We start from the raw sequence: 18,693 nt of genomic DNA on the forward strand, positions 1-18,693 counted from the left end.
GCGCCGACGTACGGCGAGAGCGTCGACGAACAGCACCGGCGAGCAGCGAGGGCGTCGGCGAACAGCGCTGGCAACGGCGTACGGCGAGGGCGGAAGCGTACGGCGAGGGCGTCGGCGTACGGCGAGCGCGGAAGCGTACGGCGAGCGCGGAAGCGTACGGCGAGGGTGGAGGGATCGGCGAGGGTGGAGGGATCGGCGGTGGTGGAGGGATCGGCGGTGGGCAGCGCTACGTCGCGAGCAGCTTCCGTAGTTCGCCCGCCACCGGGCTGTCCGTCTCCTCCAGCGCTTCCAGCGCCGATGCCCACTCCTGATACGCCGCTTCGGCGTCGCCCCTCTCCCGCAGCAGCAGCCCCTGCTGATGGCGGGCGAGGCCCCCGGTGTACCGGTCGGCGCGACGGTCGGCGCGGCACAGCAGCAGATCGCACTCGCGCGCGGCCCGTTCCCACTGGCCGACGCCCCGCAGGGCGCGCACCAGACCGAGCCGGGTCTGTGACTCGCCGTGCCAGTCGCCGTGGCCCCCCAGGATGCGCAGGCTCTCCTCGAAGTGCGGTACGGCGGCGGCCGGTTCGCCGAGCGTGAGATGGGCGTAGCCGATGTTGCAGTGCGCGGAGTGCCGGATGATCACGTCCTGCACGGCGTCACCGATGGCGAGGCTGCGCTTGTGGTGATCGATGGCGGCCCGTGGATCGGTGTGCTCGTACAGGTTGCCGAGGTGGCTGTAGGTGATGGCCTCCATCTGCGGGTCGCCCAACTCCCGCGAGAACTGGAGACTTTGGAGCAGGGCCTCACTGGACTCGGCGTAACGGCCGAGGCTTTCGAGCAGCATGCCCCGGTTGTTCAGCCCCCGCCGCATCCAGGACAGCACCCCGAGTCGGCGCCAGATCGCGAGCGCCTGGTCGTTCAGGGCCAGTGCCTCGCCCACCCGGCCCGTCACGAAGTGCAGACCTCCGAGATCCCCGAGCGCGTACGCCTCGGCGGCCTCGTCGCCGAGGCGCCGCGCCGCGTCGAGCGCGGCCCGCTGGAGGACTTCCAACTCGGCTACACGGCCACTGCGTTGGATGTACGGGTTGAGCATGCGGGCCAGCAGGGGGACGTACGGCGAGGTCTCCGCGTACCGCTCCGCCAGCGCGACCACGTTCGACAGTTCCGTGTCACCCCAGGCGAAGGCCTCTCGCGCCGAACAGAACGGGGGCGTGGCCGCGACGTCCGCCGCGTGCCCGGCCGGCTGCGAGGCGGTCGGCCGGCTGCGGTCCTCCCGGTCGAGACCGGGTTCGAGGATCGCCTCCAGGGAACGGGCGGCGACACCGGCGTACCAGCGCAGGGCGCGCTCCGCGACGACCGCGCCATGACCGAGGGGAACGGCACTTCCGTGACCGCCCGGGGCGGCAGGCCCGTGACCTCGGGAGGCGACGACCCCGCCGGGTATGCCGGAGGCCCCGCCGACCCCGGCGGCCCGAGCGCCCGCGCCCGCCGTCGCGACGACGCACTCCGCCGCGCCCGCGATCTCCCGGGCGAAATCTCGTACGAGGTCATGGGGCGCGTAGCGGCCGTAGGCCGTCTCCTCCAGGAGGGCGACGTCGACGAGGCGGTCGAGCGCGGCCTCGGCACGGCGTTCGTCGGTGCCGGTGAGGCGGGCGACGAGGGCGGCTCCGTAGACGGGCAGGTCGAGCGCGCCGATCCGGCACAGGGCGAGCGCCGCGTCCCGGTCGGCCTCACGCTCGGAGGCACGCAGAGCGTCGTGCGCGACGGCGAGCGAGCGGCGCACGCTCAGATCGTCGTACTCCAGATGATGCAACCGCCCTTCCGTGGCGGCCAGTTGACCGGCGAGAACGTCCGGGGTGAGCGCGCGACGGGCGGCCAGGCGGGCCGCGACGACACGGAGGGCGAGCGGCAGCCGGCCGGTGAGTTCGACGAGGGGGTGCCCGCCGTCGAGTCCGTCCCGGCGGCCGGAGACCGCGCGGAGCAGTGCCGCGCTGTCCTCCTTCGTCAGCGGCGCGAGCGGGAACCGGTCGGCGCCGTCGAGGGCGGTGAGCGGCGAGCGGCTCGTCACGATCACCGCGCAGCCGGCGCCCGCCGGCAGCAGCGGCCGCACCTGTGCGGCGTGCGCCGCGTCGTCCAGCACCATGAGGGTGCGGGTGGGCGCGAGCATCGAGCGGAGCAACGCCGCCGCCGCGTCGGGGTGTTCGGGGATGCGCCGGGGTTCCGCGCCCAGGTCGCGCAGGAGCGCGGCGAGCGCCTGACCGGCGGTGAGCGGGGCCATGCCGGGGGTGGCGCCGTGCAGGTTGACGTACAGCTGACCGTCGGGGAATCGTTCCCTCAGTCCGTGTGCGACGTACAGCGCGAGCGCGCTCTTGCCGACGCCGGCCATCCCGCTGATCACCGCGACAGGGGGCATCCCGGTGATCGCCCCCGCGAACCTCGCGTCGCCGCGCGCGCCTGTGAACGCGGTGCTGCCGGACGCGGCGCCGCCGAACCCGCCTTTGGGGCGCGCCGGACCTTCCGGATCCACCGGGAGGCCCGGGTCCAGAATCAGTCGCAGTCGATCGTAAATGTCCTCGCGACCTGTGAAGTACGCCGGGGGCGGAGGGAGTTGGGCGGGGCGAGGCGCCACATCCGCGTCCAGGCTGCCCCCCTCACCTTCCCGGACCGCATCCTCGAAACCGTCCCGGCGCCCGCCCACGTCACCGTCCCGGCCCCCTTCCGCGAAACCGTCCCCGCCCCCGCCCGCGTCGCCGTCCCGGCGCCCGTCCGGGCCCCGGTAGCTGTCCCGCAGGATCTCCAGGTGTGCCCTGCGCACGGCGGGTCCCGGCTCGACGCCGAGTTCCTCCACCAGGCGGGCCCGCAGGTCGCGGTGGACGGCGAGGGCCTCGGCCTGGCGTCCGGTGCGGTGCAGGACGAGCATCAGAAGCCGGTGGAAGGACTCGCGGAGCGGATGCTCGGCCGTGCGGGCGGCCAGCTCCGGTGCCAGCCGGTCGAGTCGGGAGGCCGTCGGGGCAAGGCACAGCTCCGCCTCGTACCGCCACTCCAGGACCAGCAGCCGGGCCTCCTCCAGACGCTGGACGAAGGCGTGTCCGCCGGTCTCGGGCGGCAGGCCGCTCAGCGGGGTGCCGCGCCACAGCGCGAGCGCGGCGGTGGACTCGCGCAGCGCCCGTTCCCAGTCCCGCTCGGCGTGCGCGTCGCGCGCGAAGGTGGCGTGCCGCTCGAAGACGCGGACGTCCAACTCGCCCTCGCCGACCCGCAGGACGTACCCCGGCGGTACGGCGCGCAGCCGTTCCGGATCGTCCAGGAGACGGCGCAGCCGGGTCACGTGGTTCTGCAGGGACGCCTGGGCGGAGGCGGGCGGCGCCCCGCCCCACAGCGCGTCCTTGAGGACGTCGACGGAGACGACCCGGCCCGGTTCGAGGAGGAGCGCGGCCAGCAGGGCACGCGTCTTGCCGCTGCCGATCGAGTCGACCCCGCCGTCGGCGTCGTACAGGACCGGCGGCCCCAGCAGCCCGAACCGCAGCCCGTTCCGCATCTCGCCGCCCACTGCCTCTCCGCCCGGCCGCTCCGGCCGCGCACCACGGCGAGTTCCCGCCTTCTCGAGACGATTTCACGCCGACCGACTGATCGTTCCCCAAGGAACCGTTGGCCTCATGTTAGCGATCCGTTGGCGGGGCCTGATCTGATCAATACATCGGATCTGGCCCGACGGTGCGCGCGTACTACGCGTAACTCGGGGGAGTGTCGCCGCCGTGGCCGGATCCGGGGACGTGAGAGGCCCCGTCGTCGAGGTGATCGACCGGGGCCTCCGTCCGTTCCAGGGCCTGCGAGCCGGGGCCCGCACCCGCCCGGCCTGAGGACCTGCCTAGATGACGGGCGGGCGCCCGAGGCGGGTGAGCCGCCACACCGTCCGCCACCGCATCGGGCGTCGCTCTCCGCCGGACTGCCGCAGCCCCTCGGCGAATCCGCCGAACCAGGCCTTCAGCCCGCCGGCCGACCGCGTCCGCAGGAGCGTGAGCACGATCCAGATCCCCAGGTGCACCGGTATCAGCGCCAGGGGCAGCCTGCGGCGGGTGAGCCAGACCCGGTTACGGGCGGTCACCCGGTAGTAGATGGCGTGCCGGGCGGGCGAGGTCTTGGGGTGCTGGAGGAGCAGTCCGGGCTCGTACAGGACGGTCCAGCCGGCGTCGATGGCCCGCCAGGCGAGGTCGGTCTCCTCGTGCGCGAAGAAGAACTCGGCGGGCCAGTCCCCGGTCTCGGCCAGCATCGGCATGGACAGCGCGTGGCCGCCCCCGAGGAAGCCGGTGACCGGACCGCCGCGCATCGGGTCCTTGGCCCCGACCCTCGGCACATGGCGGCGCTGCGTCTCACCGTGCTCGTCGGCGATGCGGAACCCGACGATGCCGAGCCGCGGCCCGGCGGCGTACAGGTCGCGCACCTTGCGCAGCACGTCGGCGTCGACGAGCAGCCCGTCGTCGTCGAGCTCGACGACGACGTCCACGTCCCCGAACTCACGGAGCCGGCTCAGCCCGACATTGCGGCCACCGGGGCAGCCGAGGTTGTCGTCCAGTTCGATGGCGGTCACCTCTCCCGGCAGGCCGAGGCGCTCGGCGAACTCGGGCAGCGGACAGCCGTTGCCGACGATCACGATCCGGGTGGGCGCCACGTCCTGCTTGGCCACGGAGGTGAGCAGTGCGTCGACCTCGACGGGCCGGTTGCCCATGGTGACCACGGCAACGGCGATCCGCGGCCCCTCCTCCGCCTGTGACACGACACCCACCCCATCCCGGCCGACAACTGTGCCGCGATGCTAGTCGTTCACCGGGACGACCCCTCACGTACGCCCTCACGTCCGCCGCGCGTACGTCCTGATCTACGCCCATACGTCCACCGTCAGGAGCGCCGGTTCTCCTTGCGCCGGACGAACTTCAGCCCCGACCAGTCCTCCCCCAGCGCCGCCACCTTCACGTCGACGACGCCGAGCGGCAGGAACAGGTCCCGCAGATCGTTCTCCGTGATGTCGCTGACGTGCCCGGCCGCCCGGCGGGGCCAGGCGATCCAGAGCATGGCCCTGTCGGACAGGTCCCGGACCAACTCGGCCGCCCCCGCCGCCAGTTCCGCGCGCTCCCGGAAGAAGGCGACGGTGACGTCCGCCCCCTTCGGGCCGCCGTCCTCGACCTCGCAGTCCTCGGGCAGTCCGGGGATCTCCCAGTCCCGCGGCCCATGGGTCAGCCGGACCCGCTGCCCCGCCTTGATGCCGATCTTCCGGGCGAGCGGAGTACCGGAGTACCCGCCGCCCGCCGCGCTGGATCCCGTCATTCCCGCAGGATGGCACCGCGCGGGCCCGGTCAGCCCGCGTACGCGCCCCGGGCTCGACTACCGGTTGTCGGCGAGCGGGTTCATGCTGGTGAGAGCGGCCCGGTGCCCCGGACTTCCCCGGCGCTCCCGAGGATCCCCGAGGTCTCCCGAGCCGGGAACAGCGGGCATCCCGTCCACCACCGGCGGGCGCCACAAGGTTCCGGAGGGCGCCATGAGCTCACCATCCGTCCCGCCGCCCGCACCACTGCCCCCGCCGCAGGGGCCGGGCACCACGGACAAGGGCCTCAAGGGTGGCGCCCTGGGCCTGTTCTCCAGCACGGTGATCGGGCTGGCCTCCACCGCTCCCGCCTACAGCCTCGCGGCGACCCTCGGCGTCATCGTCGGGATCGTGGGCTTCCAGTCACCGATCGTGATCGTCCTCGCCTTCATCCCGATGTTCCTGATCGCCTACGGCTACAAGGAACTGAACCGGGCCGACCCCGACTGCGGCACCACGTTCACGTGGGCGGCCCGCGCGTTCGGCCCCCGTACCGGATGGCTGGGCGGATGGGGCATCGTCGCGGCCGACATCATCGTGATGGCCAACCTGGCCCAGATCGCCGGCTCGTACGGCTTCCAGCTCGTGGGCGCGGACGGGCTGGCGGAGAACACGTTCTGGGTCACCGTGGTCGGCGTCCTGTGGATCGCCGTGATGACCCTGATCTGCTACATCGGCATCGAGCTCTCGGCCAGCCTGCAGAAGGTGCTGCTCACCATCGAGATCGTGGTGCTGTGCCTGCTGGCGGTCACCGCGCTGGTCAAGGTGTACGGCGGTACCGCGCCGAACGTCTCGTCGGAGATCTCGTGGTCGTGGTTCAACCCCTTCGAGATCAACTCGTTCGACGACCTGACCAAGAGCATCCTCGCCGGAGTCTTCATCTACTGGGGCTGGGACACCGCCGTGTCCGTGAACGAGGAGACCATGGACCGCGACCGCACCCCGGGCCGCGCCGCCGTCATCTCCACCGTCATCCTGCTGCTCGTCTACCTCATGGTCACCACGTCCGCGCAGGCGTTCGCCGGGGTGGGCGAGGACGGCATCGGCCTGGGCAACCCGGACAACTCCGGAGACGTCCTCTCCAGCCTCGGCGCCGAGGTCTTCGGCACCGGGGGCTGGGGCCAGGTCGCCACCAAGCTCCTGATCGTGATGGTCCTCACCTCGGCGGCTGCCTCCACCCAGACGACCATCCTCCCCACGGCCCGCACGACCCTGTCCATGGCGTCGTTCAAAGCCCTCCCGGCGCGCTTCGCCCGCATCCACCCCCGCTTCCTCACCCCGACCTGGTCCACCGTCGGCATGGGCCTGGCCTCGATCGCCTTCTACGTCATGCTGACCCAGGTGAGCGAAGACGTCCTGGCCGACTCCATCGGCTCGGTCGGCCTGATGATCGCCTTCTACTACGGCCTCACCGGCTTCGCCTGCGTCTGGTACTACCGCAAGGTCCTGACCCGCAGCCCACGCGACCTCTGGACACGCGGGATCATGCCGGGCCTCGGCGGCGCCCTGCTCCTCTACTTCTTCCTCAACGCCTGCGTGGTGTACGCCGCCGCGGACTACGGCAGCACCTCGTGGACCATGCCCTTCCCGCCGCACTGGCAACTCGGCGGCGTCTTCGTCACCGGCATCGGCGCGCTCCTGCTCGGCGCCGTCCTGATGCTCCTGTACGGCGCGTTCCGCCCGTCCTACTTCCGCAAGGAGACCATCCCGGTCTCGTCCCACCACCAGGACGGCCACTGACCGACCCGGAAGGCGAAGACGGAGCAACCGGCGACCTTGTGTGGTGCCGAGCGCCTTCTCAAGAGCCCGCCACAGGACTCCGCCGGCGTAAGCCCCTGATCCGTAGGTGGGTGCGCGCCGCCCACGGACTGCCTCCGATCGGCCTGGGCAGCGCTCCGTCCATCCTCCGCCGTCTCGGTGCACCGCGGAGTGGGGCCCGCCGGTGTGGGCCATCAGCGCTGCCGGTCCCACCCCCGGCCGAAGCCGGAAGCGGACCAGGCGGAGCGGCTGCCGTCTCAGCGGGCGCTCGTGGTGCGGATGTCGGTGACGTCGCCGAACACCGGCTCCAGCTCCACGACGAGGTTGGTCCCCACCGTCGGCGACTCCCCGCCGCCGAAGGTGTGGGTGACGACGATCTCGCGGCTGTCGGCACCCTCGCGCACCGTCCAGTCCACCGGAACGTTCTGGGCACGCAGGACACCGTCCACCTGGTTCTTCTTCTCCCAGGCCCCGAGCCGTTTGGCGAAGGCGGGCGTCAGATAGTGCGCGCGCAGCGCCTTGGCCAGCGCGGCGTCCGGGCCCACGGGGGCGTCCTTCGCGTCGACGTACGCGCCGTAGAAGTCGGCGACCCGGGTCACCGAGTCGCCCGTCCTGCCACTGACCGACCGCACCGCGGCGGACGCCTTCGCGGACGCCTTCTTGGGGGCGGTGCTCGTGGTGCGGATGTCGGTGATGTGGCCGGTCGGCTCCTGCTTCACGACGAACCTGTTCGTCGTCGTCGGCGACTCCCCGCCGCCGAAGGTCAGGGTGACGACGACCTCGAGGCCGTTGCCGCCCTCGCTCACCGTCCACCGCACCGGGACGTTCTGGGCACGCAGGACGCCGTCCGCCTTGTTCTTCTTCTCCCACGCCTCCAGCCGCTTGGCGAAGGCGGGCGTCAGATAGTGCGCGCGCAGCGCCTTGGCCAGCGCGGCGTCCGGGCCCACGGCGTCGTCCTTCGCGTCGATGTACGCGCCGTAGAAGTCGGCGACCTGGGTCACCACGTCACCGTTGGAGCCGCTGACCGACCGCAGAGCGGTGGACGCCTTCGCGGATGCCTTGGCGGGTGCGGGGACGGCGGCCTGCGCCGCCACCTGCGTCGACAGACCGAGCCCGACGGCCACGAGGAGGCCGGCGGCGACGGCCACGCGGCGGCCCGGACGACGGCGTGCGGGGGTGTTCCTGTTCATGTTGTGGCTTCCTTCTCTGGTCCGAACACGGGTGTTCTCTGCGTCGTGGGACGGCGGGTGGTGCGAGGCGCCGAACGCCGCCCGGGCACAGAGGTGTCCCGGTGCACTGGCGCTGGGTGGTTGTTGTCGTGCTGCCGGCGGGGCGGTCGTGCCGCCTCGGCCGGTGCGACGTCCACAGATTCCAGGACGCCGGGGACCCCCGACAACAGCTGCCGTCACACCCGGGACAGTGGGACCATCCCACCCCTGTTGACCTGCGGAAACAGGGAGCCCTGGGATGCCGTCCTGTGATGCGGAGACGACTCGCGCCTCGTCGGCCGACCATCGGATGGGGCCGCAGTCGCGCCTGGCGTGACCGTGGGAAGGACCGGAGGACGGCCGCAGGCATCCCACGGACCAGCCTCAAGCCGCGAACCGGAACCGCGCGGGCTGCGGCGTACCGAGAGAGATGTTCACGCGTTCTCGCTTCGGGGGGACAGCTCGCCGGCTTCGCAGTTCATGCGGACCTGCCCCTGGGCCCCCGACTGAGACTGAGACCGGGGACCGCCGCGCGACCCGTGCCCGGCGTCTCCACCGCGTCCGGGCAAAGCAAAAGCCCCAGGTCACGGCGAGTGAGTCCTGAGGCTTCTACAGAGCCGCCTTCGGGATTCGAACCCGAGACCTACGCATTACGAGTGCGTTGCTCTGGCCATCTGAGCTAAGGCGGCGCGCTGCCCACACCTATGGTGCGATCAGCAACGTCGGTAAGTCTACACAGTTTCCGAGGGTGCTCCGCACAGGCCCCGGGGCATGCACTCCAGGGGTGCGCGGCAGCGCTATGAGCAGCGCTTTCCCTTCTGTGGAGGGGTGCCCTGGAGGAGGTATCGGTTGATCGTGGAGTCGATGCAGGAGCTGCCGCGGCCGTAGGCGGTGTGGCCGTCCCCGACGTAGGTGAGGAGGGTCCCGGAGGAGAGCTGGGAGGCGAGGGACTGGGCCCACGGGTACGGGGTCGCCGGGTCGCGGGTCGTGCCGACGACAAGGATGGGCGCCGCGCCCTTCGCCTCGATGCGGTGGGGTTCGCCGGTGTTCTTCACGGGCCAGTACGCGCAGTTCAGGGAGGCCCAGGCCAGGCCCTCACCGAAGACGGGGGACGCCTTCTCGAACGCGGGCAGCGACTCCTGCACCTGGTCCGGGCCGGAGAAGGCGGCCGGCAGATCGAGGCAGTTCACGGCGGCGTTGGCGGACATCAGGTTCGCGTACTGGCCGTCGGCGTCCCGCTCGTAGTAGCTGTCGGAGAGGGCGAGCAGCCCCGCGCCGTCGTTCCGCTTCATCGCGGAGGTGAGCGCGTCCCGCAGCTGCGGCCACGCCGTCTCGTCGTACATCGCCGCGATCACCCCGGTCGTCGCGAGCGCCTCTCCGAGCTTGCGGCCGTCCGCGTCACCCGCCGGGATGGGCGTCTTGTCCAGCTGCTGGAAGAACGCCTTCAGGTTCCTGCCCACCTGGTCCGGGCTCGTGCCCGCGTCGCCCAGCGGGCAGTCGCTGTGCCGTACGCAGTCCTTCGCGAAGGACTGGAACGCCGTCTCGAACCCCGCCGTCTGCTCCTCGTTCAGCTTGCGCGCGGTCAGGGACGGGTCCAGCGCGCCGTCCAGCACCAGCCGGCCCGCCCGGTCGGGATAGAGGCCCGCGTACGTCGCCCCCAGGAACGTCCCGTACGACGCCCCCACGTAGTTCAGCTTCTTGTCCCCCAGCACGGCCCGCAGAATGTCCATGTCGCGGGCGGCCTCGACCGTGGAGACATGCCGGAGCAGCTCGGGCGAGCGCGCGCCGCAGCCCTCGGCGAACTTCTTGAACGCCCCGACGAGCTGATCCGTCTCCCGGCCGTCGTCCGGCGTGGTGTCCGTCTGCGTGTACGCGTCCATCTCACGGCCCGTGAGGCACTCGACCGGCTCGCTGCGGGCCACCCCGCGCGGGTCGACCGCGACCATGTCGTAGCGGGCACGGACCTCCGCCGGATATCCGATCCCGGCGTACGCCTGGAGGTAGCCGATCGCCGAACCGCCCGGCCCGCCCGGGTTGACCAGCAGCGAACCCAGCGGCTTGCCCGGCCCCGTGGCCTTCTTGCGGGAGACCGCCAACCGGACATCTCCCGCGCCCGGCTTCGCGTAGTCGAGCGGCGCCTTCATCGTGGCGCACTCGAAGCCGGGGACACCGCAGCTGCGCCAGTTCAGCTTCTGCTCGTAGTACGGCGAGAGCGCCGTCGGCGTGGCCCGCGGCAGCGCGGTGAGCACGGCACTCGTCGACGCGGCCGTCGTCGTGGAACTCCCGGAGGAGCAGGCGGAGATGAGCAGCGCCACGGAGGCCAGCAGTACGCCACTCCTGCGGAGGGGTCGGGACGGCCGGGAATTGCGCCTCATGTGCATCTCGCGAGCGTAACCTTGCGCGATCAATCGATCACCTTCAGTCGCCGAAGCGGCCCGTACGAGTGACTCGGTCAACCCGCCGCCGGTGGCGTCGCCTCCTGGCGGGACGGACCGGCCCGGCGAACGGCCTGCCGGGGCGCGCGCACGGGGCTCAGCCCGCTCTCAGCGCCATGGTCATCGCCTCCACCGCGAGCAGCGGGGCGACGTTGCGGTCGAGTGCTTCCCGGCACGCGGCGATCGCGTCGATCCGGCGCAGGGTCGACTCCGGCGAGCTGCCTCGAGCCAGCCGCTCCAGCGTGTCCCCCGCCTCCGCGTTGGCGATGGCCAGGCGGGAGCCGAACTGGACGGCGAGTACGTCGCGATAGAAGCCGGTGAGGTCGATCAGGGCCAGATCGAGGCTGTCGCGCTGCGTACGCGTTCTTCGGCGCTTCTGCCGGTCCTCGAGCTCCTTCATGACACCCGCCGTGCCGCGCGGCATCCGGCCGCCCTGAGCGGCGCCGAGCGCCGTCTTCAGGTCCTCGGTCTCCTTGACGTCGACTTCCTCGGCGAGCGTTTTCGCGTCCTCCGAAGCCGTGTCGATCAGCTCCTGCGCCGCCTTGAGGCAGCCACCGACGTCGTCGATCCGCAGCGGGAGCTTGAGGACGGCGGCGCGCCGCTGACGGGCGCTCGGGTCCGTGGCGAGGCGGCGGGCCCGCCCGATGTGGCCCTGCGTCGCGCGCGCGACGGCCGCGGCGACGTCGGGCTCGATGCCGTCACGTCGTACGAGGATGTCGGCCACCGCTTCCACCGGCGGCGTGCGCAGCGTGAGAAGCCGGCAACGGGAGCGGATGGTGGGCAGGACGTCCTCGATGGACGGCGCGCAGAGGAGCCAGACCGTTCGGGGAGCGGGCTCCTCGACGGCCTTCAGCAGGACATTGCCCGCGCCCTCCGTGAGACGGTCCGCGTCCTCCAGGACGATGACCTGCCAGCGGCCGACGGCCGGGGACAGCTGGGCGCGGCGGACCAGGTCGCGGGTCTCCTTGACGCCGATGGAGAGCAGGTCCGTGCGGACGACCTCCACATCGGCGTGGGTGCCGACCAGGCTCGTATGACAACCGTCGCAGAACCCGCAGCCGGGAATGCCGCCGAGCGCGCGGTCGGGGCTCACGCACTGCAGCGCGGCCGCGAACGCGCGCGCCGCCGTGGAACGGCCCGAGCCGGGCGGCCCCGTGAACAGCCAGGCGTGCGTCATCTTGGACGCCTCGGGGGGCGGGGCGCTCGCGGCGACGGCCGTGACGAGGGCGTCGGCGTCCCGGGCAGCGGCGGCGAGCTGCTCGCTCACCTTCTCCTGGCCCGCCAGGTCGTCCCACACAGGCATGGGCTCCGCCCTTCCGTCGCACTTTGTCTTGCGTCGTCCATTGTGCGGGTCGCCACTGACAATGGCCGCCACTGACGATCGGGCCCGACGGGCCACGGCGAGAGCTGCCCGCGGCAGCCCCCGTGACGACCGGCGACCGGCGACCAGGGTGATCCGGGTGCGGGCCCGGGCCCGCACCCGCACCAGTCCCAGGTCCGGGTACGCGCCCGCACCAGTTCCCAAGTCCGGGTGCGTGCTCTCACCAGTTCCCAGGTCCGGGTACGTGCCCGCACCCGTCCCGGGTCCGCTCCAGGCCCGCAGCGGCCTCGTCCGCCCCGCGACGGCCGGCACGTCCTAGCGGCGCCGCCCGCCGCGCCCCTGTCCCTCGTCCCAGTCCTCGTCGTCCTCGCGCGGGCCCAGCAGTTCGTCCGCCAGGGTCGGGAGGTCGTCGAGCGGGGTCTCCTCGGCCCAGTCGGGGCGGGGCCTGCGGCGCGGGGCACCCGTCTCGTCCACCTGCGGCAGTTCTCGCGTGCGGTCGACGGGACCCTCCGGCCCCGCCGCCGGCCGCGCTGCCGGCCGCTCGTCGCGGAAGTAGCCCCGGGGCATCCGGTCCGCGGGATCGTCGGACGGCCCGTCGGCCCCGGCACGTGGGTCCCGCACCGGAGGAAGGACCGCCGTCTCGTCGGCCGCGCGTGGCCCCGCGGAGACGGGCGGCAGCACCGCCGTCTCGTCGGCCGCCCCGCCCGGCACCGGCGGCTTCGGCAGCGTGGCCGTGTCCTCGACATCGGGGCGTGACGCCGAGCGCGCCCCCGGACGCGTACCCGCGCGGCCCGCACCCGGTCGTACCGGCGGCAGCACGGCGGTCTCGTCAGCCGGCCCGCCGGACGCCCGGTCGGTCACGACCGGTGTGGGCAGCGTCGACTCGTTGTCCGAGACGGAGGACGCCGCGGTCCGTGAAGCCGCGGAGGCAGACCCGGAAGCGGACGCGGACGGAGATGCCGAGGGGGTCGAAGCCTCAGCGGCGTCGCGCCGTGTCCCGGCACCGGCGCCCGAACCGGTCGGGGCACCAGTCCTCGGACCGGCCCCGGTACCCGCGCTCGACACCGCGGCCTCGGCCGAAGCCGCCGCGGCCGCCGAAGCGGCAGCCGCCTCCGCGGCGAGCCGTCGGGCCTCCTCGGCCCGCAGCAACGCCTCCTCGGCCTTCCGCTGCTTCTCCACGCGGCGCGCCTCGGCCTCGGCACGCAGCCGCGCCTCCTCCTCGGCCTGCCTGCGCACCCGCTCCGCCTCGGCGGCACGGGTCTGTTCCTCGGCGAGAAGCCGGACCCGCTCCTCCTCGGCGCGGCGGCGGGCCTCCTCGGCGCGCTGCCGGGCCTCCTCCGCCTGGCGCTCGGCCTCGCGCCGCTGAGCCTCTTCCAGCTCGCGCTGCTTGCGCTCCTCCTCCTCGGCGCGCAGTTTCGCGAGCTGTGCCTGGCGCTCGCGCTCCAGGCGCTCCTCCTCCGCCTTGCGGGCGGCCTCTTCCTCGGCCTTGCGCCGGGCTTCCTCCTCGGCCGCCCTGCGGGCCTCCTCCTGGGCCTTCACCTCGGCCTCGGAGAGGGGCAGCATCACGTCGAGCCGGTGCCGTACGACCGTGGTGACGGCCTCCGGCTCCTGCGCGGCGTCGACGACCAGATAGCGGCTCGGGTCGGCGGCGGCGAGCGTCAGGAAACCGGACCGCACGCGCGTGTGGAACTCGACCGGCTCCGACTCCAGCCGGTCGGGCGCCTCGGTGAACCGCTCGCGGGCGGCTTCCGGCGACACGTCCAGCAGAACCGTCAGATGCGGTACGAGCCCGTCCGTCGCCCAGCGGTTGATCCGGGCGATCTCCGTCGGGGACAGGTCACGGCCCGCGCCCTGGTAGGCCACGGAGGAGTCGATGTAACGGTCGGAGATGACGACGGCGCCCCGCTCCAGCGCGGGCCGCACCACCGTGTCGACGTGCTCCGCGCGGTCGGCGGCGTACAGCAGGGCCTCGGCGCGGTGCGAGAGACCCGCGGACGACACGTCCAGGAGGATCGAGCGCAGCCGCTTGCCGACCGGCGTGGCGCCCGGCTCGCGGGTCACCACGACCTCGTGGCCCTTGGCCCGGATCCAGTCGGCGAGCGCCTGCGCCTGGGTGGACTTGCCGGCGCCGTCGCCGCCCTCCAGGGCGATGAAGAATCCGCTCGTCGCGGGAATCTGCGCCGGGTCGTCGCCGCCGCGCAGCGCGTCCAGCAGGTCCTGGCGCAGCGGCACCCCGGACCGGTCGTCGACCTTGGCGAGCACCATGGCGGCGACGGGCAGCAGGAGCGCGCCCACCAGCATCAGCGTGAAGGCGGCGCCGCCGTGCGCGAACACGAACTTGCCGTTTTCCAGGCGGTGCGGGCCGATCCCGGCGGCCACCAGCGGCGCCACGATCGCGCCGACCGCCACGAAGACCCGAACGACCGCGTGCAGGTGCTCGGTCGTGCGGGCGCGCCGGTAGTCCTCGGCCTCCTGGTCGAGCAGCGCGTGCCCGGTGTTCGCGGCGACACCCGCGCCGACGCCGGCGAAGGCCACGATCAGCAGCACGGTGGTGACGTCGGGTACGAGTCCGGCGACCAGCAGCGCGACCCCGGTGAAGGCGATCGCGATGGCGAGCAGCCTGCGCCGCGACAGCGAGGGGAGCAGTGAGGGGGCTGTGCGGATACCGACGACGACACCGCCGGTCAGGGCCAGCACGAGCAGCCCGTACGTCACCGGTCCGCCGCCCAGGTCCTTGGCCTCCAGCACGGAGACGGCGACGGCGGCCGAGATCGCGCCGGCGACCGCGGCGCAGGCCGGCACCAGGAGCGGGATCGCGCCGGTGCGGCCCTTGTCGATGCCGGTGCCCGTCCTCGGGCGGCGCAGTCCCTCGAGCGGCGACCGCGCGCGCGGGGTGCGGGCGTCGAGCAGTTCGAGGAAGGTGACCACCGACAGGGAGGCCGCGAACAGTCCGGCCGCGACGTACGAGGCGAGCGCGGCCTGGTGCTGGTCGAACCAGTCGATCCCGGCGCCCAGCAGATTGCTGACGAGGGAGGCGGCGACCAGGGCGGCGGCCGCGATCGGCACCGAGATGAACGCCGTACGCAGGGACAGCCGCCGGAGCGCGTCCATGTGGTCCGGCAGCGGGCGCACTGTGGCGCCTTCCAGCGGCGGGGCGGGCAGCAGCGCGGGCGCCGCGCTCTCCCGGCACACCGTCCAGAACCGTTCGGCGACCCCGGTCACGAAGGCGATGACGAGGAGGACGGCGAGCGCGTTGTCCGGGGTCCAGTCGATGAACAGCGGCGCGACGATGAGGAGCACGGCCCGCAGGCCGTCGGCTCCGAGCATGGTCCAGCGCCGGTCGAGGAGCCCTTCCGGGGAGGTCAGCGACGTCAGGGGGCCGAGGAGCACGGCTCCGAAGAGCAGCGTCGCGAGGACGCGGACTCCGAAGACGGCCGCCACGGCGAGGGCGGCCCCGCGGTAGCCACCGCCGAAGGAACCCTCGGAGATCGCCGCCTGGAGGGCGAGGACGACCAGGACGAGCAGGGCCAGCGCGTCCGCGACACCTCCCACGAGGTGTGCGCTCCACAACCGCTTCAACTGCGGTTGGCGCAGCAGCGCGCGAACGGCACGCTCGCGTGAATCTGCGACCAGGGCGTCGTCGGGGGCCCGATTGTGGGCCGTTGGCTGCTCGGCTCGCGTCATCCTGCCAGCCTATCCGGACCCACTGACTCCCCGAAGGGGTGCCCGAACATACGGACGCCCCCACACCAAATGGTGTAGAGGCGTCCACTTCTCTGACGTGGGGAAAGTCAGCCTTCGGAGGCGGCCGTCTTCTTCGCGGCGGTCTTCTTGGCCGGCGCCTTCGTGGCGGCCGTCTTCGACGCCGTCGTCTTCTTGGCGGCGGTCTTCTTGGCCGGGGCCTTCTTGGCGGGCGCCTTCTTGGCGGCCGTCTTCTTCACGGTCTTCTTGGCCGGACCCTTGGCACGCTTCTCGGCGAGCAGCTCGTAGCCGCGCTCCGGCGTGATGTCCTCGACGCTGTCGCCGGAGCGCAGCGTCGCGTTGGTCTCGCCGTCGGTCACGTACGGACCGAAACGGCCGTCCTTGACCACGACGGGCTTCTGGCTGACCGGGTCCTCGCCCAGCTCCTTCAGCGGCGGCTTGGCGGCCGCACGGCCCCGCTGCTTGGGCTGGGAGTAGATCTCCAGCGCCTCTTCGAGCGTGATGGTGAAGAGCTGGTCCTCGGCGGTCAGCGACCGCGAGTCCGTGCCCTTCTTCAGGTAGGGCCCGTAGCGGCCGTTCTGCGCGGTGATCTCGACGCCTTCGGCGTCCTTGCCGACGACACGCGGCAGGGACATCAGCTTGAGGGCGTCGTCCAGGGTCACCGTGTCGAGCGCCATCGACTTGAACAGCGAGGCGGTACGCGGCTTGACGGCGTTCTTGCCCGTCTTCGGGGTGCCCTCGGGGAGCACCTCGGTGACGTACGGGCCGTAGCGGCCGTCCCTGGCGATGATCTGGTGACCCGACTGCGGGTCGGCGCCGAGTTCGAAGTCCCCGCTCGGCTTCGCGAGCAGTTCCTCGGCGAGGTCGACCGTCAGCTCGTCCGGGGCCAGGTCCTCGGGCACGTCTGCGCGCTGGTGGTTCTCGGAGTCCTTCTCGCCGCGCTCGACGTACGGGCCGTAGCGGCCGACGCGCAGCACGATGTCGTTGCCGACCGGGAACGAGGACACCTCGCGGGCGTCGATGGCGCCGAGGTCGGTGACGAGTTCCTTGAGGCCGCCCAGGTGGTCGCCGTCGCCGTTGCCGGCCTCGGCGGCACCGGTCGCCTCGCCCTCGCCGAAGTAGAAGCGCCTCAGCCACGGCACGGCCTGCGCCTCACCGCGGGCGATGCGGTCGAGGTCGTCCTCCATCTTGGCGGTGAAGTCGTAGTCGACGAGCCGCCCGAAGTGCTTCTCCAGGAGGTTGACCACGGCGAACGACAAGAAGGAGGGCACCAGGGCCGTCCCCTTCTTGAAGACGTAACCACGGTCGAGGATCGTGCCGATGATCGACGCGTACGTCGACGGGCGGCCGATCTCGCGCTCTTCGAGCTCCTTGACGAGGGACGCCTCGGTGTAGCGGGCCGGGGGCTTGGTGGCGTGCCCGTCGACGGTGATCTCCTCGACGGACAGCGGGTCGCCCTCACCCACCTGCGGGAGGCGGCGCTCGCGGTCGTCGAGTTCGGCGTTCGGGTCGTCCGCGCCCTCGACGTACGCCTTCAGGAAGCCGTGGAAGGTGATCGTCTTGCCGGACGCGCTGAACTCGGCGTCACGGCCGTCGGCCGCGCGGCCCGCGATCTTCACGGTGACGGAGTTGCCGACCGCGTCCTTCATCTGGGAGGCGACGGTCCGCTTCCAGATCAGCTCGTACAGCCTGAACTGGTCGCCGGTCAGTCCGGTCTCGGCCGGAGTGCGGAAACGATCACCCGAAGGACGGATCGCCTCGTGCGCCTCCTGCGCGTTCTTGACCTTCCCGGCGTACGTGCGCGGCTGCGCCGGCAGGTAGTCGGCGCCGTACAGCTGCGTGACCTGGGCACGGGCGGCGGTGATCGCCGTTTCCGACAGCGTCGTGGAGTCCGTACGCATGTAGGTGATGAAGCCGTTCTCGTACAGCTTCTGCGCCACCTGCATGGTCGCCTTCGCACCGAAGCCGAGCTTGCGCGAGGCCTCCTGCTGGAGCGTCGTCGTACGGAACGGCGCGTACGGCGAGCGGCGGTACGGCTTGGACTCGACCGAGCGGACCGCGAAGTTCGTGTCCTGGAGGGCGGCGGCGAGCGCACGCGCGTTCGTCTCGTCCAGGTGGAGGGTGTTCGCGCCCTTGATCTGGCCCAGCGAGTCGAAGTCGCGGCCCTGGGCGACGCGCTTGCCGTCGACCGAAGTGAGGCGGGCGACCAGGTTGGACGGGTCGCTCGCGTCACCGCTGCGGCCGGTGCCGAAGGTGCCGGTCAGGTCCCAGTACTCGGCGGAACGGAAGGCGATGCGCTCGCGCTCCCGCTCGACGACGAGCCGGGTCGCCACGGACTGGACGCGGCCCGCCGACAGCCTCGGCATGACCTTCTTCCACAGGACCGGCGAGACCTCGTAGCCGTAGAGGCGGTCGAGGATGCGGCGGGTCTCCTGGGCGTCGACCATGCGCTTGTTGAGCTCGCGCGGGTTGGCGACGGCGCTGCGGATCGCGTCCTTGGTGATCTCGTGGAAGACCATCCGGTGGACGGGAACCTTGGGCTTCAGGACCTCCAGGAGGTGCCACGCGATGGCTTCGCCCTCGCGGTCCTCATCGGTGGCGAGGAAGAGTTCGTCGGAATCCTTCAGCAGATCCTTGAGCTTCTTGACCTGGGCCTTTTTGTCGGCGTTGACCACATAGATCGGCTGGAAGTCGTTCTCGACGTCCACACCGAGGCGGCGGACCTCGCCGGTGTACTTCTCCGGCACCTCCGCGGCACCGTTCGGGAGGTCGCGGATGTGCCCGACGCTCGCTTCGACGACATAGCCGGGGCCGAGATAGCCCTTGATCGTCTTCGCCTTGGCAGGCGACTCGACGATGACGAGTCGGCGGCCGCCGTGTGCGGTGTCGCTGGTCGGGGACAACTTCGCTCTTCTCTCCGGTCGACGCGGA

9 protein-coding genes and 1 tRNA gene are annotated in these 18,693 nt (G+C 72.2%); 1 reads left to right on the forward strand and 9 read right to left on the reverse strand.

Annotated elements, in window-relative coordinates:
• Positions 1 to 226 precede the first annotated feature (226 nt).
• The 3 genes from ACFWBT_RS02175 to ACFWBT_RS02185 all read right to left on the reverse strand — a co-directional run bounded on the left by ACFWBT_RS02175 (position 227) and on the right by ACFWBT_RS02185 (position 5,301).
• Positions 227 to 3,517, reverse strand: a complete 3,291-nt coding sequence (locus ACFWBT_RS02175) for a BTAD domain-containing putative transcriptional regulator (protein ID WP_385694790.1) — start codon at positions 3,515 to 3,517, stop codon at positions 227 to 229.
• A gap of 330 nt (positions 3,518 to 3,847) precedes the next feature.
• The gene (locus tag ACFWBT_RS02180) at positions 3,848 to 4,762 is read right to left on the reverse strand and encodes a glycosyltransferase family 2 protein (RefSeq protein ID WP_385694718.1); all 915 of its coding nucleotides are present in this window, start codon (positions 4,760 to 4,762) and stop codon (positions 3,848 to 3,850) included.
• 113 nt (positions 4,763 to 4,875) lie between these two features.
• Entirely contained in the window at positions 4,876 to 5,301 is a 426-nt protein-coding gene (locus ACFWBT_RS02185; RefSeq protein ID WP_385694721.1) for a DUF3052 domain-containing protein, read from the reverse strand.
• Positions 5,302 to 5,512: 211 nt separating this feature from the next.
• Here ACFWBT_RS02185 and ACFWBT_RS02190 point away from each other — a divergent pair, with 211 nt between their 5' ends.
• On the forward strand, positions 5,513 to 7,078 hold the full coding sequence (locus ACFWBT_RS02190) for an APC family permease (protein WP_385694723.1): 1,566 nt from the start codon (positions 5,513 to 5,515) through the stop codon (positions 7,076 to 7,078).
• A gap of 275 nt (positions 7,079 to 7,353) precedes the next feature.
• Here the strand turns inward: ACFWBT_RS02190 and ACFWBT_RS02195 are convergent, their stop codons facing one another.
• The 6 genes from ACFWBT_RS02195 to topA all read right to left on the reverse strand — a co-directional run bounded on the left by ACFWBT_RS02195 (position 7,354) and on the right by topA (position 18,665).
• A complete protein-coding gene (locus ACFWBT_RS02195) occupies positions 7,354 to 8,286 on the reverse strand; it encodes a hypothetical protein (protein ID WP_385694725.1) in 933 nt (310 codons plus the stop codon).
• A 633-nt stretch (positions 8,287 to 8,919) separates the two neighbouring features.
• A tRNA-Thr gene (locus ACFWBT_RS02200) sits at positions 8,920 to 8,993 on the reverse strand.
• Positions 8,994 to 9,101: 108 nt separating this feature from the next.
• Positions 9,102 to 10,685, reverse strand: a complete 1,584-nt coding sequence (locus ACFWBT_RS02205) for an alpha/beta hydrolase (protein ID WP_385694727.1) — start codon at positions 10,683 to 10,685, stop codon at positions 9,102 to 9,104.
• 151 nt (positions 10,686 to 10,836) lie between these two features.
• A complete protein-coding gene (locus ACFWBT_RS02210) occupies positions 10,837 to 12,042 on the reverse strand; it encodes a DNA polymerase III subunit delta' (protein ID WP_385694730.1) in 1,206 nt (401 codons plus the stop codon).
• Between the two features lie 333 nt (positions 12,043 to 12,375).
• Entirely contained in the window at positions 12,376 to 15,744 is a 3,369-nt protein-coding gene (gene tmk, locus ACFWBT_RS02215; protein WP_385694732.1) for a dTMP kinase, read from the reverse strand.
• Positions 15,745 to 15,851: 107 nt separating this feature from the next.
• Positions 15,852 to 18,665, reverse strand: coding sequence for a type I DNA topoisomerase (gene topA / locus ACFWBT_RS02220; protein WP_385694734.1), 2,814 nt, complete (start codon positions 18,663 to 18,665; stop codon positions 15,852 to 15,854).
• Positions 18,666 to 18,693 lie beyond the last annotated feature (28 nt).

Origin of the sequence: Streptomyces sp. NPDC060027 (assembly GCF_042737005.1) — a bacterium.
Classification (GTDB): Bacteria; Actinomycetota; Actinomycetes; order Streptomycetales; family Streptomycetaceae; genus Streptomyces.